Source organism: Parashewanella curva, from assembly GCF_003675895.1.
Classification (GTDB): Bacteria; Pseudomonadota; Gammaproteobacteria; order Enterobacterales; family Shewanellaceae; genus Parashewanella; species Parashewanella curva.
In genome coordinates this window covers 61,581-87,048 of sequence record NZ_ML014764.1, presented here as the reverse complement: position 1 = coordinate 87,048, position 25,468 = coordinate 61,581, and the positions used below count along the sequence as shown (strand labels likewise).

Below are 25,468 nucleotides of genomic sequence, written 5' to 3'. Positions count from 1 at the left end.
ATATTATTTACTCTTGGAAAATCATAGAGCTTACAAAACTATTACATTTTCGAGTAATACTCTCTTCAGAATTAGTGCTTTTAGTGTTAAATAGCTTATCCCAATCTGTAATAACGATTTCAGCATCCACTGTAAAAATAAAATCCGTTTTATCCAAAAAAAGAACATTAAAATCTATTTTTTTAAGCTCTAAACATAAACTGATTAACCCATCTACTGCCTTTTCATTTGTCAGCATTTGTCGCTTTAATGCTTGATCAAGTGTAAGACCTACAACAAAATTGTAAATTACCACAAAGTATGACTTTCCAGTAGCCGATACAACTTTAACTGCACCATGGACAAGTGAAACATTCGGGCAGGAGCTCAAAACTGATCTATGCCTTTGATAGTTTCTTCTACAAGTTCGAAAACTATTTTCATGTACTTTAATTGAATAGCTTTTTTGGCTAAATTTATGTTTAGCCAGAAATATTAAAGAATCTTTTTCCCACCGTGCATCCTTGAGAGTAGAAAAGTCGAAATCACTAAGCTTTGCAAAGCTTTCCAGTAAAGCATCCTTTGATGTTAGATCTGCTGCCCCACAATCCCAATTGTTCAAAATAAACTTTTCTAATTGAGAGAAATGCTCAGAACTTTCATTTAACTCGAATTCATAGCCTTGTGGAAATACTTCCTTTTTCACTTCTAGAGTGGAACAACTATCTTGTGAAAGATAAAGTTCGTTTAAAGATTTCGTAGAAGATTGAACTGAGAGCATAGAAGTAATAAATTTTGGATGCTCTATGTATTAAACAAGTATATATTTGTTTATCAAGTTAAATTTACTTTACCAAAATTTGTAAAAATTGACGTTTTAGATCCAACCCTTCCGTTGTTTGCTATCAAGATTTGGGGCAAAAGCTGGATAGAGGAAGAACAAATTCCTAATAAAAAGGAAGCTACTCAATCACATCTAGTGAAGCGATCGTTAAGCCCCCTTTCAGCATTTGTTAAAGAGCAAACTTATGGAGTAGTAAAATGCAAGCTTATGGTGTACTAATGCAAGCTTATGGAGTAATCATCAAGTCATGCTGATTACACCATAAGCTTGCATAAACAACTTCTCTAAGCTCTTGCTATCTTTGACATCAAAAATTACAACAATCTTACTATTTCGGCATAAATCTGCATAGATTTACAGTTTATACACCATAAGTTTGCACAAAATTTTGTAACATTTACTATATAGGTGCATAAAGAGATATTCGTTTTTTGTCAGCGTTCATGCTGAATTAAGAGCTCTATTCTAGCAAAGAGCTAAAGCCATATAAAAGAATGTTGGATACTTCTATGTTTCACTGAAATTAATCAATCAGGATGTTGATAATTCGTTTACCTGTATGCCCAATGCTTTTTCAAAGAACTGATCTGTACAATATGTTAGCCCGTAAGTTAGCGGTTTTTTATCTCGGATAAATCTCTATTAATATCAGCCTTAATTTCTTCAAGTGACGAAAAGCTTGTTCGATTTTCGTGATTATATCGATCAATTTTTGCTTGGACTTTATTTTTTAACTCAACCTCCAGAAGACTCAATTCTTCAACCCGTTCTATTTTTCTTCGTTTTTCATATTCACTAAGCTCACCATTTAGGTCATCGATAGTATTTGAAACATCATCTAATACAGACTGGACTTTTGAACCTACTTCAGAAATAACCTCTTTAGTCTGATTAACAAATTTAGAGTGCATCATTTAACCTTCTTAATAGAAAAACCATTATAGATTTTCATTTGGCTTCTGCCTTTATATTTAGTTATCAGTCCGCTTACACAAATAGATTTATTGTACATGGCATCCAGCGCACCCATTTCTTTTTCAACAGCAGCAATATGATCATCCCACACGACTAATGTAAGTGGCTGATTTGGATAAGCTGCATTTAAATTTAGATATACTCCTTTCTTAAACTGAGAAATTTGCTTGACTACTCCACATGCAATCACATTCTCTCCGATGTGAAATGCTGATTGTGATGCGTTAATTTTGTCTATGGAATAAGCATTATTACAGATGAGAGTGGCAATAAATGTAAGGATGACTCTTTTCATTTTTTATACTTCTAATATTTATTTAAGATCTTCTGGTAAGCCAAATTTTTTCATACGACTAGGTCTCGTCAATTTATTTTGCTCTACTAAGTGGTTTACCCATTTTTCAATGGCAGTTTTAGAAATGATTTGAAAATCTGGAAACCTATCTTTTATTTCGTCTAATTCAACTAACTTTTTGTCACCATTCTTTTCTTCAATCAAGTGAACAACCTGCTTATAAAACACATCGATTAAAGGCATTGATAGGTAATTAGGCACACCTTGATGATCAGACAAACTTTTAGCCTCATCATCAATACTCTCTGAATACTTAATTACTCCTTCTTCACAAGAATCATTCGGGATAGTTATTTGTGCTTTATCATTATCAGCTTCGAATAAATCACTACCTACATCACCTTGTGGCATATCAACCGTGTCTATTGGTAAGCAATATAATGCCTGATCATTAGAATCCTTGGTGGGCTCTAATGTAGTGGTGATCTCGGATTGTTCTGAATCCGAACTGTTAGAAACATAAGTATCAGTAAAATCCAATTCATCTTTATTAGCATAACTTAGCTTGAGGCTCTGGTTTGTCGATTCTTTAGATACTGGTGTCGATATCTCTGTATCAAAGAAGCTAGTTTGAGCTTCTGTATGTGAGCTGATTTTTTTTTCTTCTACATTATGAGTTGTGCTTTTAATCAGCTTTAGCCATTCACTATCTTCAGTTGCTGTATTGACTTCCTGTGCTGTAATTTGAGCTTTTCGCAACCCATTTATGATTTCCTGATTCCCAATATAATTAGGTTGTTTATGGCCAGAAACAATTAGTGGCACCCAACCTTTTTTCAAATTTTCTGTAGCGCCTTCCCATGTACCACCAGTATCTTCTGAACGAACCACAACCGATGCTTGAGATAATAAATAGATATACTTATTACGTTGCATAGCATTAGCTGGAGAAAACTTTGCTTCAGGAAAGAAGGGGGAAATCAGAACTAATCGCTCATCTTTTAAATGCTTACGCCATTGACTTGTTGCACTTGCCTTAAACAGACTATCTGAAACAACACCAATGCAGCAGTGCCCATTTTCTAATGACGTTATCATTGAATGAGAATCAACGCCTTTCGCTGCGCCTGAGACGACTTGATAACCAAGGTTATTGATTATATTCACATACGTTTCTGTTGCATCAAGATCTGCTTGCTCACACTTTCTTGAACCTACAAAACCAATTGACTGCTGCCTCAAGAGAGCTGGATTCCCTATACCAAACAAAACCGCTGGAGCTTGATCTTTTAACTCTGATTTGATTTTAGTTGGATAATCTGGGTGGCTTCGATCTAAAATCCAAATACCAGCAGAACTCCATTTATCGAGAGCCATACTCAAACTAGCACCTCGACCAATTAATGCGTTAACCCTTTCAAAAGTGATATCTGAAATTGTTTTATCAAGTCGGCTAAGTGCTACTTTTTGTTTGACTTCAATATGAGTATCTTGATTTCCCCATTTGAAAAAAATACCTTTTAATTTACCGTCATCAAGTAGATCTAATGGTTGATAACCAAAACGAAATAACCAACGAGCAAAATATCCATAGCCATTAACAGATAATGGGCTGAATGACTTCGACTCACTAGCGTTAAAGTATGTTGTAAGGAGTAAAATGACCTTTGTGTTTTCAGTTATCACTTTGTTCATGTTATCCATTATTTGATGTACTCGTTAATGCAATGGGAATGACTTTTCTTACACCGTGCTGTCTCAATAATGCACCTGCAATGGTGAATGTCCACCTTGAATCAACAGCATCATCAATAAGCCACACGGGATTACTGTATAGATTACCAGTATTTACACCAAATGCACCATCTAAGTTTTTGCTTTGATAAAAACTATTCTCCATAGTTTTCTGCGGTGGGCGAACCTCTTTTACAAATAACGTATCCATACATGCCACTCCCAATTCTGCAGCAAGTTGATTAGCAAAGTCTTTTACTAAATTAGGGTGCCTTGGTGAAGGAATGTATGTTATCCATGCTGGCCGCTCCTGATATTGCATACTATTTATCATGTTTACCATAGGCTGTATTAACTTATCACTAAACCGACCTTCTTTCTTACCATTTGCCACGACATCCCCCCAAGCCCCATCTTTCCATGATGATAATGCCATTCCATCTTCACATTTTAATTTTCCATCTCGATATGGAAAATTATAAATTGGAAATGCTAAACGGGCATTATCACCAGAGCTTGCAAATAGAGCCCGAGGTTTAATTTTTATATAGCGATGCCTTAAATAAGAGTGTGCTTGAATAGCTAAATCCTGATTAACTTCAGCTTTCAAAGAGTTAGTTGGATCACAATTAGCACACTTGCCACATTTTTCTGGTGCGTCATCATCCAGTTCTTTTCTTAAAAACTGCATCAGACATTTATCTGAGTTGTGATACTCGATTAGCCTTTGCCATTCATGTTCTTTAATAGTATTTAGACGCTCAATTTTATTATGAGGTAATTCGTAATCAAATTGGGTTCTATAGTAAGCTGAGCCATCTTTAAGGATTGGAGAAGGATTCTCAATACTCAAAAACTTCAAAATGTCTTGAATTTTCCCTATAGTAAAATTAACCAAGGGCTCAATTTGGCTTAGCTTTAATCCATCATTTTGTTCAATCACATTCAATAATTGATTTATTTGCTCTTCTTTAGGAAAAGCGCTTTCAATAAAGAAACGCTGGATACGCTCATCGTCATCCCCCATCATCATGACACCGATAGCACTATCAATTCCACGCCCTGCACGTCCAACCTGCTGGTAATACTCCACAACATTGCCCGGAGCTTGGAAGTGAATAACGAAACGTAAATCTGGTTTATCAAACCCCATACCAAGTGCAGAAGTCGCCACTAATGCTTTGATTTCATTTTTTATTAACGATTGCTCTAATGCTATCTTTTCTGCATCAGAGTCTAAGTTACTATGATATGCATGGGCGTTAACCCCCATTGACTGGAGGTAGCCAGCAACAATTTCACAATCTCTTGTAGTTTTGGCATAAATAATGCCGCTCCCCTCTATTGTAAGAAGTGACTCGGCTAACCATGCTAAACGTTTTGCTTTATTGGGAATATGGATGTTCTGAAGCTGTAATGCTTTTCTAGAAAGTGAACCTCTAATAATGGATAAGCGATCCCCTAGTTGATGTTTTATATCATTCACAACTCGATTATTTGCCGTCGCAGTGGTAGCTAAAACAGGCATATTCTGAGGCATGTTTTGTAAGACTCTTACAATCCTTCCATAATCAGGCCTGAAATCATGCCCCCAGTCAGAAATACAGTGAGCTTCATCAACAACAAATAATCCGATATCACCACTTATCACATTTAGGATATTTTCGGAAAAATAACTTTGACCAAGCTGTTCTGGGGCAATAATTATAGCATCAACCTGATGAGAGATGATTAACCTTTGCGATGCTGCTCTTTCATTTTTATCCATAGAAGAATTATAAGAAACTACTTTTAATCCTAGTTTTGCCGCAGATTCAATTTGATTTCGAATGAGGGACAACAGTGGAGAAACAATAATTGTCGGCCCATAACCCTGCATTCTTCTTATCTTGGTAGAAATAAAATAAACCGCGCTCTTACCCCAGCCTGTTCTTTGCACAACTAAAAGCTGGCTTTGCTTGTTTGCAAGTTCTTCGATAGCTTCATATTGATCAGCGTGAAATTCAGCAACCTCAGAACCTGTCATTTCACGTAAAAATTTGAGCGCAATTTCTTTCATTTTTAACTACCTTGTTTTACTGCTTATCCATTTATGTTTTTTATGGCAATAATCTTAGCTCGTTAGGCAATCTATACGAACCATACTTTGCAAACTATTAGTTAATGCTGTTTTGAATGCGGGATCTTGTGCATAAAGTTTGTAAAATTCCAGTTCATCTTTTCGAACCCTTAGCATGACTTCTTTCAACATCTTTTCAAAAGCTAACTCACTATTATGTGGATCTGGATTGTTTAAGTATTTACTTTCAAAATCAGGGTGCTCTCTAAGGTTTTTAGACATATCAAGAAGTTTTACACGCTGCGCCTCTGGCGTAGCACTCCAGCCTTGGAACCAGCGCTCATTAAAGTTTTTGATAATATCATCCAGAGGATCTTTTTCAGCTTCACCATGACTACCACGAGGGTTTGGGTTTTGAGGGTCTAGTACCGTTTCACTATCATCCATTTCAATAGTGTGATTAAGCTTATTCCGTTGCAAACCATAAGAGCTTAAATCTACAGAATCTAATAACTTGTCGATTGCGTCAGAGTCAGGGTCTTTAACAATAAGCTTAGGAATTAAGAACTTTAAGAACCAAAACAGCTTCTCCCATCCCACAATTTCATACGGCATGATAGAAGCCATTTGCCCATAGATTTTTACAAACTGTTTCGCTTTGATTTTAAAATCAACTTTGTCGTCTTCTTCTAACTCAAGTTCATTATTAAATCGATTTGCCGCAACATCGATAATTGGGCTTAGCTTTTGAGCATCAGCGTTATCAAAGTACAACTCAACAAAGCGTTCAACTTCATGCCACTCATAAACTCCTACATCATCGAGTGCATCTTTTAACTCGTGTAGCACATTGACATCTGTAGCCTCAGAAAGACTGGTTGACGTATAGAAAGGATCAAACGAAGCTTTAATATCATCAGTGCTATTGAAGAAATCCAAAACAAATAAATCTTCAGTCTTCTTACCTAATTTAGGTGCAGAGCGATTTAGGCGAGAAAGCGTCTGCACACAGAGTACACTCGCCAGCTTCTTATCCACATACATGGCGCTTAGCTTAGGTTGATCAAATCCTGTAAGGTACTTGTTCGCCACAACAAGCATACGAAACTCGTCTTGATTGATATGCTTAGGAATTTTGTCTTCTGAGCTTTTACGTTTGAAGTTAACATCAAAATACTCTTTGGTATCGGCTTCAGAAAAACCATTCATCTCCGCTTCTGTGTACTCAATGCCATCCACTTCTTTAGTGCCCGAGAACGCAATCAAGGCTTTAAATGGGTTACCCTTTTCGTTTAAAAGACGTGTAATGGCTTTGTAATAGCGGATAGCTGTTTCAATATTTTGAGTGACCACCATCGCCTTGGCTTTGCCTTTCAGCTTCTTGGCATTAACCACCTTATCAGTAAAATGCTCAAGCATAATTTCAGCTTTGGTATTGATGGTTTGCTGCTCTCGCTCTACATAAGCTCTCAGCTTCTTTTGCGCTTTTTGGGTATCGAAAAGCGGATTATCTTGAATCGACTTTTCAATTTCGTAATAGCTTTTATAGGTGGTGTAATTGGCGATCACATCAAGAATAAAGCCTTCTTCAATCGCCTGTTTCATTGAATACAGATGAAAAGGAACAAATGTGCCGTCAGGTTGTTGCTGCTCGCCAAACTTTTCTAAAGTAGAGTTTTTTGGGGTTGCAGTGAAAGCAAAATAAGACGCATTGCCACGCATTTTTCTTGAGCGCATGGCGTTTAGAATTTTATCTTGAGCATCTTCCGCTTCTTCAACCTCAGCTTTGCCCATTGCTCGGTTCATATTATCGTGAGCTGAACCTGATTGTGAGCTATGCGCCTCATCGATGATCACTGCAAAGCGCTTATCACTTAAATCTTCAATGCCATCAATGATGAATGGAAACTTTTGGATAGTGGTAATGATGATTTTCTTACCAACTTCCAATGCCGATTTTAGTTCTGATGCTTTATGCGCTGGGGCAACAATATTCTTAACTTCAGAAAACTCTTTGATGTTATCTCTAAGTTGTTTATCAAGTAATCTTCTGTCGGTAACCACAATCACAGAGTCAAATAGAGCTTCCTCCATGCCCTTACTACCACGAACCGCTGTCGAAACAGGGTAGGTCTCGATAAGCTGATAAGCAGCCCATGTAATAGAGTTTGATTTACCAGATCCAGCAGAGTGCTGGATCAAATAGGTGTGCCCAACACCTTGAGTCGCAACATGGTCAACCAGTTTTCTGACCACATCCATTTGATGATAACGAGGAAAGAACAAAGTACGCTTTTTCAAATCGTCTTTGCTACTGCCATCTAAGCGAACAAAATGCTGAATAATGTTTGCAAGGCTTTCTTTAGTAAACACCTCTTCCCATAGGTAGCTGGTCTTGTGCCCGTTTGGGTTTGGAGGGTTACCTTGCCCATGATTGTTACCTTTATTAAAAGGTAAAAAGAAGGTGCTTTTCCCTGCTAACTTGGTCGTCATGTAGACTTCATCTGTGTCTACCGCCATATGCACAAGGCAGCGACCAAACTGAAGTAGCGGCTGATTAATATCCCTGTCATTACGATACTGCTTCTGTCCGTGATATCGAGCCGTTTGATTCGTCCAATGATTCTTTAATTCAAGGGTGATCAGTGGGATGCCATTGATAAACAGCACCATATCAATTTCTTGGCGAGTATTAACCGACGAATACCTAAGCTGACGAGTTACACTAAAGATATTGCTTGTAAAATTCTTCTTAACTTGAATACTCGAACTGGCAAGCGGAGCTGGATACAACAAGGTCAAATGCGCATCATCAACACTTAATCCTTTTTTCAATAAGTGCAAAACACCATGCTTTTTGATCAGCCTATCAAACCGCTCAACAATTTTACGCTTCCAATCAACAGGGCTATTGCGCTGAAGCTTTTCTATTTCTTCTTTCTGTGTTTGTTGTAAAAAATCCCAAAAATGAAGAGTATCCAATGCATAGTGCATATCAAAACTGGCAGGGTTGCCTTGCTTAAAATAGCGCCCAGAATAATCGGCCTTGATTTCCTGAGTCCCAGCTTTAATTTCTTCTAAGCTAACGCCTGTAAGGTGCTTTTCAATCGCTGATTCAAGAGCTTGTTCATTTGTTTGGCTAACCATAAGACATCCAACTGTTTTTGGTTAATTCACATTGAAGAAAATTAATCTTGCTTGATGTGAAATTGTTCTATCCTTTAGGTGAGCTATTGACATCGGTCGACAATAGCTGCAAAATTCGTTTCGCTCACCTACCATTGAGTAGAAAGAGGTGACCGCTATCGTCCGGTCTATAATAGGCGACCATTCTTTCTCTATATTCATTTAATTTTTTTTGAAGCATTCATCCCACTGAAACAAAGTTAAAACCACTCACATCCTTGTAATTCTGGATTAGTACCGCTCTGATATTCATTAAACCACTTCGCATAATCTTCCCTTTTATAGACTTCTGTGATGTAAAAACACGTCACCAAAAAAGACTCAGATGCCCCAAGCTTTTGGACAATAACAACAAAATCTTGTTGATGTGCCCACAAATAAAAACGTATAGGTTTTTTGCCTTTCGTTTCTTTTCGGTAAAAACATTTAATGTCTGCATGTGCATGATTCAATAAAATAGTTTTAACCCATTCTATTCTTTTAGCTCTATCAGGATCGAGTGGACGTGAAGTGATAACTTGATAACGATTACCTTCTTTTACCCGTACCTTATTTTCACGAGTGGTGATATGCCAAAATACTTTTTCTCGCCCATCACGCATACCTTGTCCTTGTGGATTAACATAAATGCTGTCTGCTAAATAAACATTTTGTGCCACAAAGTCACGATGAAATAATGGATATAGGAAATTAAATGCTTGCTCTTCATCAGGAAATACAGTCAAATCTAATACTTTTGAAAACATTCTCAATTACTCTCCCTGTAATGAACGGACAGGGGCGAAGCGAAAGATATTAAAATTCCTTTCCCAAGGTGGTGTACCATAATTCAGCTCACGGTTTAGCTTTGTTTCTATATAAGCCACAATTTTGTTTTTAATCTCACTATTGTGTTCAATTTCGGTACGGTTTTTATAACTCACGGCACCGATAATAAAGTCGCAAAGCTGAATAAGCTGGGCTTCATAAGACTGAATGATATAAGCAGTCGCATTCAGCTGATAATGAGTTTCAGCTTGAAGAATTCTGCATAATTCCTGAGCTTTACTGCCACCAAGCGTGTCCATGTAATCCAAATAGATTTTGTAAGTGTTTTCTGGGTGTAAAAAATCCCTCAAGGTGTAATAAAACATCTTGTAATAAAACGTATTGTGAGAACCTGAATTATAAGTTTGATGATCAAGCGACTTTTTATGTTGAACCACAGTTGCTTTAAACAATACATCACTATCATCAATCAATAGATCAATCAGGCTTCGATAAAACGGCCATTGTTTTGCTATCAATTTCGTCCACTTCAGTTCAGTATGATAGCTATGCTGATGACGTAACCACTTAATATGTTTGGTCAGCCTAACCGCCTTGTCTTCGCTGCAATGAATAGCGCCTAGTACCATTATGTCTGCGCCATCATGTTCTAAATGGCAACTCTCATCACAGAAAATTTTATAAACTGCCATAGTGTTCGCTCCCTGCGCTTATATCCTGAGGCACTTTAATTTTGCCCGTTACAGCACTGTTGATAAGTGTGGTTTTGTATTCTTTGAGTTTTTCGATGTAAGAGTGAAAAATACCTATCGAATTTTCTGTTTCTGTTTTTATATCTTGGATTTTTTTACACAATATCTCTTGCTCTTCCTTTGGAGGAAAAGGAACTTTTAATTGACCAAAGCTATCTGTATAAAGGCGCATAAACCCAGAAGACCCCGTACCCATGCCTCTTGAAGCTAGCCTAAACTGTGTACCTAATAAAGGGAGTTTAAATAAGGTTAAAAAATATTCTGAGTCTACCTCGTCACTAATATCAAAAATTGCATAATCAGGGCTAACTAACCCATCAGCATATGCTAAACCGAAAATTCCAATACTAGCCCTCATTCGGTTCATCACAATTTGACCTGAAGTAACTTTTTTATAATCAACTAAATGTTCATCCTTTATTTCTTTATCTGAAACATCATCATGTGGAATTAGTCCTATTTCCATTCTCAGAGAATAAAGAGTCTCTTCGCCAGTCTTAGTTCGTTTATTTACTTCAGTAAAAAGATGCTTTAGGCGAGTGACTTCCCAATGTTCTGGGATTTGCCCTATCCAGTCTACACCTGAATCTTTCATTGGGACGTTAGTGTCGAGTCCTTGGGTAACAGCTTGCTGGATAATGATTTGCTTGCGCTCTTTTAACAGCTCGATTTGCTGCTGTTTAATGGCAATGGCTTCATCAATCTGCGCTGTTTTTTTATCGAGAAAGTTGGCAATGGCGGTTTGTTCATTTTCATCAGGTATTGGCAACAGAGAATATCGTAATTCTTCATAACTAATATTTTTTCCTTCTCTTATGCCAACTATTGAAGTTTGTAACTCAGAGATGAAGGCTTGACTCTTGAATAGATATTTATAGTAATGCCTTAATAAGTATCTTTTTTTAGCCTTTAAGACTGTATAGGCAGGACTGATAATACCATCGTGATGACAATACTCTAAGCCTCCCTCAAATGATCTTAAACTGATTGCAAAATCGCCTTCTTCAATAAATTTAAAACTCTCTAAATTACCTGAAGGCATAACCATTCTGCTTTCAACCCAAGTTCTAGGTACAACTCCTTGATTTTGAGTAACAGACAAAAGAGTTTCACTCGCTTTGTTCTTTATTGAAGTATCTTGATAAAGAAACTTCATTTTTATTGCCTTCCAACCCTCAGGAATATCACCCAACCACTCAACACCTGAATCTTTATATGCTTCATATTTAGGCATGGTTGCTAATTCTTTCATCACCTGTTCTCCTACGCTTTAGCGAGTTCAATGCCTAAAATCTCGGAGATCAAGCCTTCGGCTTTTCTCTCTAGGGCGATTATGTCGTTAGCCACTTCTGTAATCGTGCGCAGGGCTTTGTGCTGGTAAAAGTATTTGTTAAAGCTGATCTCGTAGCCGATTTTGACTGAATCAAGGTTGATCCACGCTTCATCCACATGGGGTTTCACTTCATCAAGGAAGTATTGGTGGATTTCACTGTTGTCAGTGTTTTCATCTGCATCTTTAGCTGAGTAGGTTAGGGGTACGGATTCAGCGTCACGTAAGTCTGAGCTTGGCTCGTAAGTGATGTATTCGTTGACGTTATTTGATGGGAAGTAACCAAAGTCTGCCAGTTGAGATTGCTCACAGCCTAAATATTCTAACAGTTCATCCAGCTTGTCTTGTTTTAGCTTAACGACTTTCTTGATGACTTTTTCAGCGCTTTCGTCATACCAACTCACAGCATTAACAACGCTTGTGTAAAACCCTTTGCGTTTACCACTTGCAATATCGCTTAATATTTCTGGCGCAACGGTTTTGAATACCTTTTCGACATCACGCTTGAATTGGTTAAAGTCACTGTATTCTTGGGTGATTGTCTTTTTAAATTCGTTAGCCAGCTCAACCAATAATCGACCATCTTGCCATGTTTTATCATCTAACAGCTTCTTTTTGGCTTTGGCATTAAGGCTAATGTCGTTTTCTTCACACCACGATACAATCGCCTTTTGCTCAGCTTGTAAAAACTCTGGCTGATAAACTTTATCGCCATGCTCGTTGTAGAGATACTCCATCACTTCACGTAACGATTTATCAAAACGCAATGGTGCAATGAGTTCGTCTTTGAACTGTGCCTTACGACGGTCTGGACGTTCGATATTGACTTTGTAGTAACCAAAGTCGGCATTATCAAACACCTTAGACGCAATGCCCATTGGGTCGTTGTTAGCGTCTTTTGTGCGCTCGATGCCTTTACCATCAAGATAAGCTTGAGTGATTTGGGCAATGTGCTGCGGTGAAAATTCGCAGTTTTTATTACCCAAATTTTTACGCAGCTTTCTAAACAGTAAGCTGGCATCGATTAACTGTACTTTGCCTCTGCGCTGCGCTGGCTTGTTATTGTTTATCAGCCAGATGTATGTGGTAATGCCTGTGTTGTAAAACAGGTTATTTGGCAGCTGCACAATCGCATCAAGCCTATCGTTTTCGATAAGGAAGCGACGAATGTTACTTTCACCAGAGCCAGCATCGCCCGTAAACAAACTTGAGCCATTGTGAACCGATGCGATACGGCTCCCTAGAATGCCCTGAGCAGGCGTTTTCATTTTACTAACCATTTCCATTAGGAACAGTAATTGACCGTCGCTAGAGCGTGGTGCGGCATCGACAGTGGCGGTTTTGCCCCAATAGTCAGCAAGCGTTACCTGAAAACGAGAGTCGATGATATCTGAGCCATCTTTAATGTGTTTTTGATCACTTGCCCAGCTTTTGCCATAAGGCGGGTTAGACAACATGAAGTCAAAGCGTTTCGCCATGAACTCATCCGTTGCGAGTGTTGAACCTACTTTGATGTTTTCAGGGTTGTTGCCTTTGATCATCATATCGGATTTACAAATGGCGTAGGTTTCGTCGTTGATCTCTTTTCCGTAAAGGTGAATATCACGCTTTCCGTCAGCAACGGGATATTTTTCTTCAATAAAGTTTTGTGCTTCAGTGAGCATACCACCACTACCACAGGCAGGATCGTAGATGGTAAGCGGATCAGGTAACTGTGCTTCAATTGGGTCAAAGACCAAGTGCGTCATCAGCTCAATCACTTCTCTTGGGGTAAAGTGCTCTCCTGCTTCTTCGTTGTTTTCTTCGTTAAATTTGCGGATCAACTCTTCAAACACATAACCCATGCCCAAATTGGTTAGAGCTGGCATTTTGTTGCCATCAGGATCTTCTTTTGCTGTTGGCGTTAGGTTGATGTATGGCGAAACAAACTTTTCAATCACCTCAAGCAATACGTCTTTTTCTGCCATGTGGCGGATTTGCGATTGCAGGTTAAAGCATTTGATGATTTCTTTTACGTTATCACTGAAGCCAAGCAAGTATTCTTCAACGTTTGCTAATAGAATTTGGCTGTTGTTAGTGGCAGTATTTTTAAGGCTTTTTAGCGTCCACTTAGAGGTGTTGTAAAACACATAACCTGATGCGGTTTTTAATGGTTCATCGTCAAGCTCAACGGCATCCATTTCTTCTTTTTGGAATTTAACTTCGTCAAGCACCGCATGCTTAGTTGGCTCTAGCAAGGTATCGATACGACGTAGCACCACCATTGGCAAGATGACATCACGATATTTACCTCGCACGTACACATCTCGTAAGCAGTCGTCAGCAATCGACCAAATGAAAGAAACCAGTTTGTTATGGACGCTGTGGTTCATCGAATATCCACCTTGAAAGAATAAGAAAAATCAATCGCATTATTGAGTTGTTGGATGATTGATTTATGCCAGTAGCAAAGAAAAAGAACGTCTATTTTGCCTGATAAGTTGTGATTGGTTAAGAGAAAATTGATGGTTTTGAAGGTATGACATTCTCTGAGGTGCATTTCAATTATTCAATACAATACAATGGCCAAATTACAGGACGCCTTACTTATTTGTTATTTGAAAAAAGCTTTCTTTCGGTTGAAGCCAAACTAATAGAAAGCTTTGTATTCAGTAAGTTCTGTTAGCTTATGTTGGAAATTATTTGGACGTAAAAATCTATGTGAATAAGATGCGCTATTGAAAGTTCGAGCACCAAGCTGAATGGATAATGTACCAGTGTTGACAAAATGGTTGCAAGATCAAGTAAATAGCTGAGAATACTCATTGTCATCTCCTTATTGAGATGCAAGTCACATTACTAACTCTCTACAGGAATTAGTGTGGCTAGCGTTAAACCTAGCTTCTTGGGCTACTTGAAAGTATCCACACTCTAAATTTGCCCTTGAAGCTTACCAAGTTAGCTGGCACTGTATAAATAACCAGCCAACAATGAACATAACAGCTGTATTGATTCAGACAAAACTTCATCGTGTTAGATTAGCAACAATTAACCATTGTTCGTTCTATGTAGCCATTGTATTGCGTTGTTTCGAGTTTCTCTTTGCTAAAACTTTGCCTCTTTGCTTTACACTTAATTATCGCTGACATGTGAGAGGCTGGTTAAACCATTGCTATCTAACCAAAAAAAGCGAATGAACGGTGAATATGTGATATCTAACAATACTGCGGACAGTTTTAAGCCGCAATCCCCCACAACTCTTGTATAGAGAAGAAAAGCTAACTTTGTTTATCTAAAATCATTCCTATGATTTTTTAGACTTACGTTTCTTTTTCTTCTGTTTTATCTCTTTATCTAGATAATCGTAAAAATCACACTTACGCTTTGTATTTTCTGATTTTTTTATCTTTATTGCATTTAGAAAGCATAAAATGGAAACAACTAACAAACATAAAACAATTGCCATTGGAATAATACTCATTTCATCGTCTCCAAAATTATTAATCTAAATACAATTTTTAATGTTTGGATGTAACAATACTGCGGACAGTTATTTCTTACTTTAGATATTCATTTTCTCAATTGACATTAACAATAAACATTACACAAATTAAAGTCACTTAACATTCATTGATATAGCGCACGATTGACTGTATCAAGCATTTACCATTAACCGCTTTTTTGTAACTGCTTGAAATTACTGAATCGTTTATACCTTAAACCCAACGAGCTTCTGCCTAGCTATTTGCATCGACTGGCAAACGGCAACGGCTATCGGAATATTCAAACCTTGATGAAGCTATTAGGGGAAGAGTTGGTTAACACAAGAGTACCTAGTAAGCGATTATTCTTTGGTGATTTTGATACCGAAAAGCTAGCAAGTTTAGTAAACCAGCCTCATCAACAGATTGAATCGAGACAGCTAATCAAACATGGAGCAACTCGCTTTAGCTATATGGAGCAAAATTTCTTAGCTAAAGCCTTCGACTTCACTTACTTAAAAGTTTGTCCTCATTGCTATTCTGAAGTATCCACATTCAATTTTCTTAACAGCTTAAAGATGAAAAGCTGTTGCACCAAACATAGATGCAGCTTGCTTTCAATCAATCCCGACAACGGGAAAAAGCTAAGTTGGAGTACCCATCACTTGAAAACAGAATTACCTGAGTGGGTAAAAGATATTCCAGCTAGAGAAATAACCGAACAAGAGTTCCTACTAAACCAGCATATTGAACACTTATGGGAACAACAGCCAAGCTCAATCTATCCTGTTTTAAATAACTTGAACTTGTCGGAACTTATCGATGTCTGTAGTTTTTTATCTCATTTTCACTTGAGGGCATTTCCTACTCACCAAGATTCTGATACCCCATTTTTAATCGCTCACGATTACTTGTGTGACTGGCCGAACAAATTCTATGAATTACTCGATTACTTTCAAAAGCATCCAATGAGAATGAAAGGGCTTACGGGAATAAGAAATTGCTACAGAGATTTGTATGATGATCTTTGTTCTATTGAAAACAGCCAATCTGATGGCTATCGGCTTTTAAAAAAAGCCTTTGATCAGTTTATTCAATCACATTTCAGCAATGGTAATTTCAACTCCAAAATTACTCTTATTGATAGCGATATTCTTTCATCAAGAGCGTTTGTAAACCAAACACAAGCAATGGCAGTTCTGGATATTCCAGTATCTAAGTTCAAAGTCCTACTCAGAGAGTCATTTCTTAAACCTAAAACTGTCCTGAAAAATGGCGATGCTATGTATGCTCGCACAGACATCAACACACTAAAAACTCGACTAGAAAGGTGCTTAAGTTTAGAAGGTGCAGCCAAGCTCCTAGACTTGAGTCAATATCGCTTAAGGCTTTTGATTAATGGCGGGATCATCAAACCCTTACTTAAACCAACCAAAGCCAATAGGGACTGGCTTATTGAAAAAGAAGAATTAGAAAGCTTCGTCAAAAGATTAGTCTCCTGTGCTCAATTGAAAGTAACCAAATCAAACAAGCATCAAGTTAAACAGTTTCAATTTTTTGGTGTAGATTTTCTAGAATTAGTGAAACAAATGCTAGGTGGGCAGATAGCTTATACCTACAACCCTCTCAAACGCTCTCCTATGGCATTTAAACAGTTTATTCCTGTAAGGAGTATGCGTGAACAACCCGATCCTGAATGGTTATCACCAGCTGAAGCCTGCACCTTTTTAGAAGTAAACAAAAACGTTGTCTACGAACTACTCAAGAAGGACTTTATCAAAGGCAAAAAGAAAAGCGTAAAGCGAACCGCCAGACCAGTCCTTCATATTCACAAAAGCAGCGCCATTGAGTTCAAAAACGCTTACCAGTTAAGGCATCAAATCCACGAACCTGAACGCTATACTGTTGTTCACGGGAAGAGTGTTGATGGGTTTATGATTAACCTGTATCAGAGGATCTAAGCTCTACCAATCTCTATTGATTCTTGTTCACTTATTTCAGTATTGATAGCCACGTGCCTTAATACACCTTTTGCGGCTCCCGAATGCTTTTTCACAATAGATATCACACCCTGCCTATCAACAAAGCAATCTACAATATCACCAGCTGTAATTTGTGCTGCAATGCATTGTTGTTTCGGTAACGTAATTTGTCTCTTTGCACCAACTTTAGCCATACACACCTCAGAGATGTATCTTGATTAAGCAATTTTATGGTAAGCCCTCGTGCTAATGAAGTCGAATAATTGTGCTCTGAATTCAAGTGAGTTTCAAAACCCTTTTTCTAGGAGACCAGATACACAGAAAGAACGCAGAGGGGTGCTTGAAGCGATTGTTAAAGGGTATTGCGTGATGATTTATCATACTAACCAATAACGCCTCACTACATTAAAAAATGTTCACAATTAAAGAATTCAAAGAAACTTATGATATGTTCTTGACGTAGCACGCTTTGTGCGTGACTGGAAGATTGAGTAAGCAAAGCCACTTCAAGCTTTCATTTTTACACGCTTTGTGCGTGATTTGTAACACAGCACTGCAATCAGTGCTGTGTTGCGTTTAATCCCCATAAAACTCTCAAGTTTTTAAAACTAAAAGCCGCTCTACACGTCAATTAGCCATGTTGAAAACTATCTTCACTTCAATCCCGATACAAAACTAATAGACCTTACCTTGGCTTCCTCATTTCATAAATCCATTTAAATGGGGTCATATACTGAACAAAATTAGTTCAAATGCCCAACACCTTGTGATAATTTAATCGCTTAAAATCATATGGTTAATTTCCAAGGAAGAAATAAATGAACCTAAAGCGCTCCTTACTTCTCGTAACTCCTTTTTTCATGTTAACAGCCTGCGGTGGCGGCAGCGATAGCGATAGTTCAAGCACACCCAAACCCTCATTTTCGGTTTCAACTTCATCTGCAAACATGACCGCTAATGAGAACCAATTAGTAACTGTTCCGTTAAGTTTTTCAAACCAATCGGGTTCGGTATCTTTAACAGCAAACACAAGCAACATTGCTAATGTGGGTTCCGTTACCTTTACACCAAAAGCAACTGGCTTTGATATTAGCTTTAACGACTTAGACGCTAATGTCACTCATAACTTAAATGTGACCGCTAAAGACGGCTCTGGCGCAACAGCCAGCACTACAATTAGTTTCACAGTTAATAATACTTCTGCTCTACCAAAAATCGAAAAGTTTAACAGCATCAAGCAAAGCATTAACGACATTACCAGCTTTAACGCTGAAACTATGTTGGCTAACGCAATGGTAGAACTTGGGCAGTTATCTGGTGAGCTTTCGGCTGATGAAGCGCTAGCAAAACAAAACGCTTATAAAGCCGCTTTAGAGTCTGTTATTGCTAAACGTGAGGAACTAAAAACCTTACTTGGCACACTACCAGTTAAAGAGTCTGAACTTGACGCTAAATTAAGCACGTTTGGGACTAAGTTTAGCGATACGGCTTCACCCATTAATGCAGCGCTGATGGACTTACAAGGCTCGATTAATGAGATTGTACCAGCGTTAACTTTAGGTAATTTGTACAACGTAAAGACAGGCGTGGTAAGTCAGTTTTATGGCAACCCACAATTCGGTAATGGTTCACCTTGGACGTTCTCAGACAACTACGCTTTTCTTCAAAAGATTGTTATTCGTGACGACCAAACTTGCAACATCAACCTTTAATTGAGGATATGAAAATGTTAAATAAAACTTTACTTTCTATAACCTTAATTGGGTTATCGTTATCAACCTCCGTTAATGCTGAAAATGTTCGAATAGTCGTTTCTCCTGCTCCGACCTATGGTGAATTAAGCGCTCAATCTAGTGGTGCGTTGAAAGAACAAGATGATTCAACTACTGGTAGCAATGTATGCCTAAATGTTGGCTTAAATGGTTCAGCTTGTTTTAAACTTCCACAAGCTAACACTATTCAAAAATACAGCACTCAAGGCGTTAAACGTACTTATACATACAAGTACAAAATGATTGACGTTGAGTACTCAAATACCGATAAAAAAGCGGTTGTTGAAGCACTAAAAAAATCTGGTTTATTTGAATCAGTTGAATTAGACCGCCAGTACAAACCTTTATCTCTTAATGATACGTTTTACCCTAATCAAACATATCTATTTAATAAGAGTGATGAACACCCACACGCAATGAATTTTGAGCAAGCGAACAGCTTAGTTCCTGAAAATGCACAGCCTGTTGGTGTGTTAGTAATTGATACTAGCTTTAAATCAAATACAGACCTTATTCACACTGATGGTTATAGATTTTACACTAGCGGAGCAAATGAAAGTGTTGTCATAAGACCTAACCCCAACTATTTGGATTTACCAGAGTATGCCAATGATGATCATGGTTTAGCTGTAGCGTCCGTTATTGCCGCAACAAGAAACAACTCTTTAGGTGTTGCTGGTGCTGCTAAAAACGTAAAACTTTATGCTGCTGATAACAGGTTGAGTGTAACAGGTCTTGTTCAAGCTGTACTTTGGGCTGCTGGTGAATTAGACCATAGTGAATTCGATAATTTACCAACGATTTCAACACCTATAAAAGTCATCAACATAAGCCAAGGTGGTCATGGTGATTTTGGTTGCCTTAGATTTGAGCAAGAGGCTTTTAATCTTGCATATAGCAAAGGAATTAAAATAGTTGCAGGTTCTGGTAATGATAATCGAGACTCAAAGACTTTTTTCCCTGCATCTTGTGATGGAGTAATATCTGTTGGAGCTACCAATAGTTCTGGTGACAAAGCTTCATTTAGTAACTACGGTGACCAAGTAACAATTTCCGCTCAAGGTGTCGGTATTGGTGTTTTAATGAAAGAAAATAATGGTGCTGTAGGTGGCGGCTCAGGCACAAGTTATTCATCACCTTTGGTAGCATCAGCGTTAGCAATTATGGAGCAAATTAATTCTAATTTATCCGTCAAAGACGCAACACGCTTATTGAAATTTACCGCAACAAAAATTGATACTCAGGACTGTAACACTTTAGGTTGTGGTGCTGGTCTTTTAGATGCTGGTAAATTGGCTGATACTGCAAAATTAATTAAAGATAAAGAAATATCAAAAATTGAACACGCTTTATCTGATAAAAGCGAATGTGAGAAAACTTGGTTCTTAGATCACTTTGGTCAAAAAGCTCGTCTATGTGAGTCGTACAAAGTAACTTTCTTTGCTGGATTAACATCTGATAGTAACACCTATAGACTATCTAAAATCAGCAAAGGAACCGCATTTGATGCACACATTAATGACAGCAACGCAGAGCAACCAGAAGTTGTTCTTTCAACTAAAAATGGCACAGCTTTAGTTAGTGATTTTGATTCAAATACATACGATTACGCTTATCAGTTTTGCTCTACAAAAGACGGCTCTCTTGTATGCGAAAGTGAGTACAATACTTTCGATAAAGTGGAACTATCAAAGCCAGCATCTTGTAGCTAAAGCAGCTATCCATTCTTATCACGTACTATAGTCAACCACCTTTCCATTCAGCGCTGATTCTGAACTGGAAAGGTTCCTCTTCTACGATATAAACTTTCATACCTCACCATTGCGAATCGCAATAAAGTTAAACATTAACAATGATTTACTGTAACTTAATCATAATTAAAAGTAGGATCGTTACAGAGTGTTTTTGTAAGAGGTGAGTATGGGTTCAGCAATGAAAGCAATAGGTGAAGGCAGAGGGATTCCTGATAACAGCGGTATTAAGCGTATGGAATTAAATTTTGGTTTGAGATCATATGATAAGAGGGAATTACAATGAAATTGCTTCACGTAATCGTTGGCTTTTTTTTGCTCACTCTTGCATATGTTTTTGTATTATCAATTCCCATTTATTTCCTGTGGAATTGGCTGATGCCGAGCTTATTCCATCTGCCTAGAATTGAGTATTTACAGTGTATTGGACTGTTGTTTATCATCATGCTAGTGAGGGGCTTTTTTTCGAATGATTAAATTGAAATTTAGTGATGTCACAAAATTATACTTAGCCATCCTTGGCTACTACTTTCGGCTACCTGTGCGGTAGGTCACGTTTCGTAATAATACGTTTTAAAACCACCTGTATTTTCGGCTACCTGTGCGGTAGGTCACGGATAAAGGTATCACAATCCATTTCCCTTACTATTTTCGGCTACCTGTGCGGTAGGTCACTCGACTATGAGGGCGAGCTGTCAGAAGTTTGTATTTTCGGCTACCTGTGCGGTAGGTCACAAGAAAAACCAAAGCAAAATCCCAAACATTTCTGATAGTTAAATGGATTTTTGATAAAGTAGCAATCAAATTTGAACATCCTCTAACCTCCTAATATTTAATGATGTTTACTACCAATAAAATTTAATGCTCAAAACTTAGATCGGGTACAGTTCCCATTAGTACTTGATTTGAAGCTAAGCCATAGTGACCGAAGTCACAATTTACATGATTGACGCCAGATTTTTTTTGAATGTAGAGAGGAAAAGAAGTCTGCTTACTTTTGCTAGTCAAAATCAACTTGTGGAAGCTACCGAACTCTCTTTCGATATACCCAAGCTTGGGCTGATACTCTCTACCACCTTTTTCAGCTCTTTTTTGGCATCGTTCAATTCTGCGTTGTCTTTCTCGCAACGTATATTTAGCAATACCGTTATTTCTTACATATTGAACTTCATCAATACGATTGGGGACTTCTTCAACTCCTGATACAAAGAACAGCCCATCTTCATTCATCATATTGAAATAGCGGTTTCTTCGGAATGATTCGAGATTTCTGTAATCATTAGATACAAAACCGATTTGTCTCCCAACACTTGAATCTGACCATTTTGGAAAAGTAACTCCAATGTTTGTTTGTCCGTTGTGGCTCACAACACCATGTAAGACAGAAATACATCTTGCAGCTAGTAATGAGTTACTAGCATTTTCAGGTAAATATTTGATCATAAAATAGTAACGATTGCGCATAATCACTTACCTCATGCTTTATCACTTTTACGATTAAAAACGCCACCTTTGATTAGCATTGACATCAAATAATGGATTTTGTTTGATATCTCGTCCTCCCCTAATTTGTTGTATCTTAAAAATCGAATATAAAATGGAACCTTTGGTAACAACGAATAAACATCTTGTTTATTTCTGGGTGTCCTTAGCGCAATATGCAGACCATGAACAGCGCCATATTCGCTCACTCTGATGGGGTCTTCAGTGTCAATCCAATCGTCGATAAGCTGAATTCCTGCACCCACTTTGTATTTAGTGAAACATACGGTCATTTGCTCAGAGTTAAGACTCGTTTCAGCAACCGTAGGCTCTTTACCTGCTCTACGTTCGGCTTCTGAGTGTACGAGTTGACTTGGAAGTACTTCTTGCAGTTTCTCAGCCCTAATTTTTGCTTTAATACTCAGAGTGATAACACCTGTAGATGACAATGCTGTATCAATTAGATCTATTAGTTCATCTAGCTCATCTTGATAATCTTCCCAGCCATCACTCCATTGTAAGCATTGAATATTTTTTACTTTTATTAACAGGTTACCTCTACGTTTAATTGTTAATGTTATTGGCCAATCTGATTCAATATTTTTCCATAGCCACTGACCACGAAGAATATTTTTTGCATAGCGCTTTGCTAATTCATGGTATCCATTTCGATCCTTATAGCTTTTAGCGAAACGCTGGAGATATTTAGAAACTTTTAGATCATCATGCGCATGCGGTTTACGACTCTCAAATAGAAACTTTAGGGAGAACTTACAATAGAGCCATTTTGCCTCATATGGCACATGACAATATAATGTCGGGTGAAGTTGTGTTCGTCCTAAGTGATAAGAGCTTATATCTTTGATAGATTGATCTCTTTGCCCTTCGCTAAAGGCTGAAGAGCTTGAGTTAGCAATCCGTTTGACGATAGTAACAGGCAATTTAATATCAGAGTCTGGTGACTTACAGTAGAAAATGGCATCAGATGGACGTAAGGAACCTCGATAAGATAAGCTCAATGGAATATCCATGATTTGTACTCCTATTTTGTCATCAAAATGCTGAACTCAGATATTCTGGGTGCCCAAAATGCGTTATCAAAGAAGAATTTTAATCCTTTTTTATTCGCATCAATCGGATGTACACATTTAGCAATACCTAATATTGGCTCACCAAAACAATGTCTTGAACTAATAGCCCCCTCTCTAGATTTCGGCTGCTCTAGGTATGCATAACCGATATGGACGGGCTTTAGCTCCTTGTCTCGTTTAAGTAAACTAGATAGATCAGAAATGCATCTAATTCTGTGATCAGTTGGACATAACCAGCATCCTTCATGCGAAATAAACCTTAAAGATGAAAAGAGTTCTTGAATATTTGAAGTGAGATAAAATTGTTTCTTAATCTTTTTTTGCGAAAGAAAAATTTCACCTCCCATAATCCGTTCTGGAAATGAGTTGGCTAACACCTCAAGACTGATGTTTGCTTGCAAATTATTTAGCCCAGCTACACGAAAAACTAAATCAAATTTCATTTTGCTTTTCGGAAGGTCGATTAACGCTGGTCGAGAAGGTGTATATTGACCTGCTTTGCCATTTATACGGTCAAATTCAGGTAACGATGAATTGCACTTTACTTGATAAGAGTGAACGAATATCGAAACCCCTTTTACTTTCAAATAAATACCTGATCGCCTTAAATTCAGCTCAAATTCATGAGAAAAACCCGCTAGAGCAATGATCGAAGGCATTCCCCACAAATACTTATTGCTCATGGTATTAATATCTTCAGCCGTTATGTTTTTAACATGTAGGTAAGTAAAATTTGATTGAAGGTGCTCTTCATAAGCATCTTTGTGCTGTAACACATATTTTATTTGGCGTTTTAGCAATTCAAGCAGCTTAGGATGGTAAGCAAATTTTTGAGTGGCATCATTTTCACTTAATTGCAGGTTAAGCTTGGCCCTCAGCTTAACCGCTAGGCTTGGTACATCAGCATTCCCATATTCGACTAATTCTTTTATCAATGAGCCTTCTCTAAGTTTTTCCTCATCAAGATTGGCATATTTTTTATATCTCAGAACTCTGAATAACCAAAGGTAGATAACTCTACGTATGACTTTAATTGCATCAATACGAGCAAGACGCTGGGCTCTTAGTGTTGGGTAGCGACCCGAAAATGTAATTTCGTACAGCGCCTTTTTAAACCGAGTAAAGCCAAGGGATTTATTGTAAAACAGACTTTCATCTGCGAGTTGATTAACATACTTTTCTAACTCTCGATGGTGATGCATCGTATTCGGGTAATAGCGAAGTACATTTATTCTTCCACCCAATGCTGTAAGCAAACTTCCAGTATTCGTGTATCCCTTTTGAGGATAAAAAATCCACCTATATCTGAGGTTATCATTCGCAAAGGCTTTTTGAAGTTCAGAAAGCACCTTATGGTTAACAACTGGGGTAATAGTTAAATAATCATCTTTATATGGGAATCTAAGTTGGATGGTATTGTGGACTTGACTAGGTAAATGCGTTGCCAATGAGCTTTTTAATATTTTAACTACTATGCCTATGTATTGGAGACTGAAACCAAGATCTAGAAATTGTCCTATCCAAATAGCTTCACAATTTGCAATTAATTCGGCTAGACAGGTTACTTTTCCATTCCAACAAAATTCTGTGATTAAAGGAAAAGATCTTGTTACACGACCACCATTGTGAGAATAACCATAGCTAGTCGAGTCAGTACAGCCTTCACTGCATACACCATTAATTCCCTTATTTAAAATTCTGGCTCTGATCACCTGTTCTCGTACTCGAATGTCAGGATATTTCGAGTTATGTGTATGTATCCAAGACGATTCTGACAGGGTTACGCCAAAATATTTTTTGTCATTTAAAAATTGCTTTGCCGAATGAAGATCTAGTAAATCAATGTGTTCACTCTTTGAGTATCCAAGGTTGATAAGTATCAGAAACATCTGAGCTTCATAACCTGAAGCATCGATTGGTAGATTTGAGGGCTTCAGTCGATCTCGAATTTTGCTATTTCTCAAGGAGACTTTTTCAATGTTGAGTAACTCTTTGAGATTATCCATT

Annotated in this window: 19 protein-coding genes; 4 read left to right on the top strand and 15 right to left on the bottom strand. The window is 37.7% G+C overall.

Translation table 11 applies throughout. The annotated features are described in order from the left end of the window. Window positions 1-7: 7 nt before the first annotated feature. On the bottom strand, window positions 8-685 hold the full coding sequence (locus D5018_RS06860; RefSeq protein WP_133309248.1) for a hypothetical protein: 678 nt from the start codon (window positions 683-685) through the stop codon (window positions 8-10). A gap of 93 nt (window positions 686-778) precedes the next feature. On the opposite strand from D5018_RS06860, the gene D5018_RS06855 reads away from it, so the two are divergent. Next, a complete protein-coding gene (locus D5018_RS06855) occupies window positions 779-1,042 on the top strand; it encodes a hypothetical protein (RefSeq protein ID WP_121838267.1) in 264 nt (87 codons plus the stop codon). Window positions 1,043-1,434: 392 nt separating this feature from the next. Here the strand turns inward: D5018_RS06855 and D5018_RS06850 are convergent, their stop codons facing one another. The 10 genes from D5018_RS06850 to D5018_RS21645 form a co-directional block, all read right to left on the bottom strand. After that, entirely contained in the window at window positions 1,435-1,737 is a 303-nt protein-coding gene (locus D5018_RS06850) for a hypothetical protein (protein ID WP_133309247.1), read from the bottom strand. Further along, a complete protein-coding gene (locus D5018_RS06845) occupies window positions 1,734-2,093 on the bottom strand; it encodes a hypothetical protein (RefSeq protein ID WP_121838265.1) in 360 nt (119 codons plus the stop codon). Before D5018_RS06845 ends, D5018_RS06850 begins: the two co-directional genes overlap by 4 nt. An 18-nt stretch (window positions 2,094-2,111) precedes the next feature. Next, complete coding sequence (locus tag D5018_RS06840) at window positions 2,112-3,788, bottom strand: DNA-processing protein DprA (protein ID WP_165905012.1); 1,677 nt, start codon at window positions 3,786-3,788, stop codon at window positions 2,112-2,114. A gap of 1 nt (window position 3,789) precedes the next feature. After that, the gene (locus D5018_RS06835; protein ID WP_121838263.1) at window positions 3,790-5,886 is read right to left on the bottom strand and encodes a RecQ family ATP-dependent DNA helicase; all 2,097 of its coding nucleotides are present in this window, start codon (window positions 5,884-5,886) and stop codon (window positions 3,790-3,792) included. Window positions 5,887-5,940: 54 nt separating this feature from the next. Then, complete coding sequence (locus D5018_RS06830; RefSeq protein WP_121838262.1) at window positions 5,941-9,033, bottom strand: type I restriction endonuclease subunit R; 3,093 nt, start codon at window positions 9,031-9,033, stop codon at window positions 5,941-5,943. A gap of 239 nt (window positions 9,034-9,272) precedes the next feature. Continuing rightward, a complete protein-coding gene (locus D5018_RS06825) occupies window positions 9,273-9,818 on the bottom strand; it encodes an RlfB protein (RefSeq protein WP_121838261.1) in 546 nt (181 codons plus the stop codon). A 6-nt stretch (window positions 9,819-9,824) separates the two neighbouring features. Continuing rightward, window positions 9,825-10,532, bottom strand: coding sequence for a DUF3800 domain-containing protein (locus tag D5018_RS06820; protein ID WP_121838260.1), 708 nt, complete (start codon window positions 10,530-10,532; stop codon window positions 9,825-9,827). Continuing rightward, complete coding sequence (locus D5018_RS06815) at window positions 10,519-11,844, bottom strand: restriction endonuclease subunit S (protein ID WP_121838259.1); 1,326 nt, start codon at window positions 11,842-11,844, stop codon at window positions 10,519-10,521. The genes D5018_RS06820 and D5018_RS06815 overlap by 14 nt, the downstream gene beginning before the upstream one ends. Before the next feature lie 11 nt (window positions 11,845-11,855). After that, window positions 11,856-14,294, bottom strand: a complete 2,439-nt coding sequence (locus tag D5018_RS06810) for a type I restriction-modification system subunit M (protein WP_121838258.1) — start codon at window positions 14,292-14,294, stop codon at window positions 11,856-11,858. A 911-nt stretch (window positions 14,295-15,205) separates the two neighbouring features. Next, on the bottom strand, window positions 15,206-15,382 hold the full coding sequence (locus D5018_RS21645) for a hypothetical protein (RefSeq protein WP_165905011.1): 177 nt from the start codon (window positions 15,380-15,382) through the stop codon (window positions 15,206-15,208). Between the two features lie 210 nt (window positions 15,383-15,592). On the opposite strand from D5018_RS21645, the gene D5018_RS06805 reads away from it, so the two are divergent. Next, window positions 15,593-17,344, top strand: a complete 1,752-nt coding sequence (locus tag D5018_RS06805; RefSeq protein WP_121838257.1) for a TniQ family protein — start codon at window positions 15,593-15,595, stop codon at window positions 17,342-17,344. On the opposite strand, the gene D5018_RS06800 is transcribed toward D5018_RS06805, so the two are convergent. Then, a complete protein-coding gene (locus tag D5018_RS06800; RefSeq protein WP_121838256.1) occupies window positions 17,341-17,559 on the bottom strand; it encodes an AbrB/MazE/SpoVT family DNA-binding domain-containing protein in 219 nt (72 codons plus the stop codon). The two genes, D5018_RS06805 and D5018_RS06800, sit on opposite strands and share 4 nt — an antisense overlap. Window positions 17,560-18,183: 624 nt before the next feature. Between D5018_RS06800 and D5018_RS06795 the strand changes: the two genes are divergently transcribed. Together D5018_RS06795 and D5018_RS06790 are read left to right on the top strand one after the other, a co-directional pair. Further along, window positions 18,184-19,077: a hypothetical protein gene (locus D5018_RS06795; protein WP_121838255.1), complete on the top strand. Its 894-nt coding sequence runs from the start codon at window positions 18,184-18,186 to the stop codon at window positions 19,075-19,077. A 14-nt stretch (window positions 19,078-19,091) separates the two neighbouring features. Next, complete coding sequence (locus D5018_RS06790) at window positions 19,092-20,849, top strand: S8 family serine peptidase (RefSeq protein WP_165905010.1); 1,758 nt, start codon at window positions 19,092-19,094, stop codon at window positions 20,847-20,849. Between the two features lie 897 nt (window positions 20,850-21,746). Here D5018_RS06790 and cas6f read toward each other — a convergent pair. From cas6f to D5018_RS06775, 3 genes are read right to left on the bottom strand one after another with little or no spacing between them, the layout of a single operon-like run. Beyond that, window positions 21,747-22,352, bottom strand: a complete 606-nt coding sequence (gene cas6f / locus D5018_RS06785; protein WP_121838253.1) for a type I-F CRISPR-associated endoribonuclease Cas6/Csy4 — start codon at window positions 22,350-22,352, stop codon at window positions 21,747-21,749. 11 nt (window positions 22,353-22,363) lie between these two features. Beyond that, window positions 22,364-23,401, bottom strand: coding sequence for a type I-F CRISPR-associated protein Csy3 (csy3, locus tag D5018_RS06780; protein ID WP_121838252.1), 1,038 nt, complete (start codon window positions 23,399-23,401; stop codon window positions 22,364-22,366). Window positions 23,402-23,412: 11 nt separating this feature from the next. Next, complete coding sequence (locus tag D5018_RS06775) at window positions 23,413-25,467, bottom strand: type I-F CRISPR-associated protein Csy2 (protein WP_121838251.1); 2,055 nt, start codon at window positions 25,465-25,467, stop codon at window positions 23,413-23,415. Between the last annotated feature and the right edge of the window lies 1 nt (window position 25,468).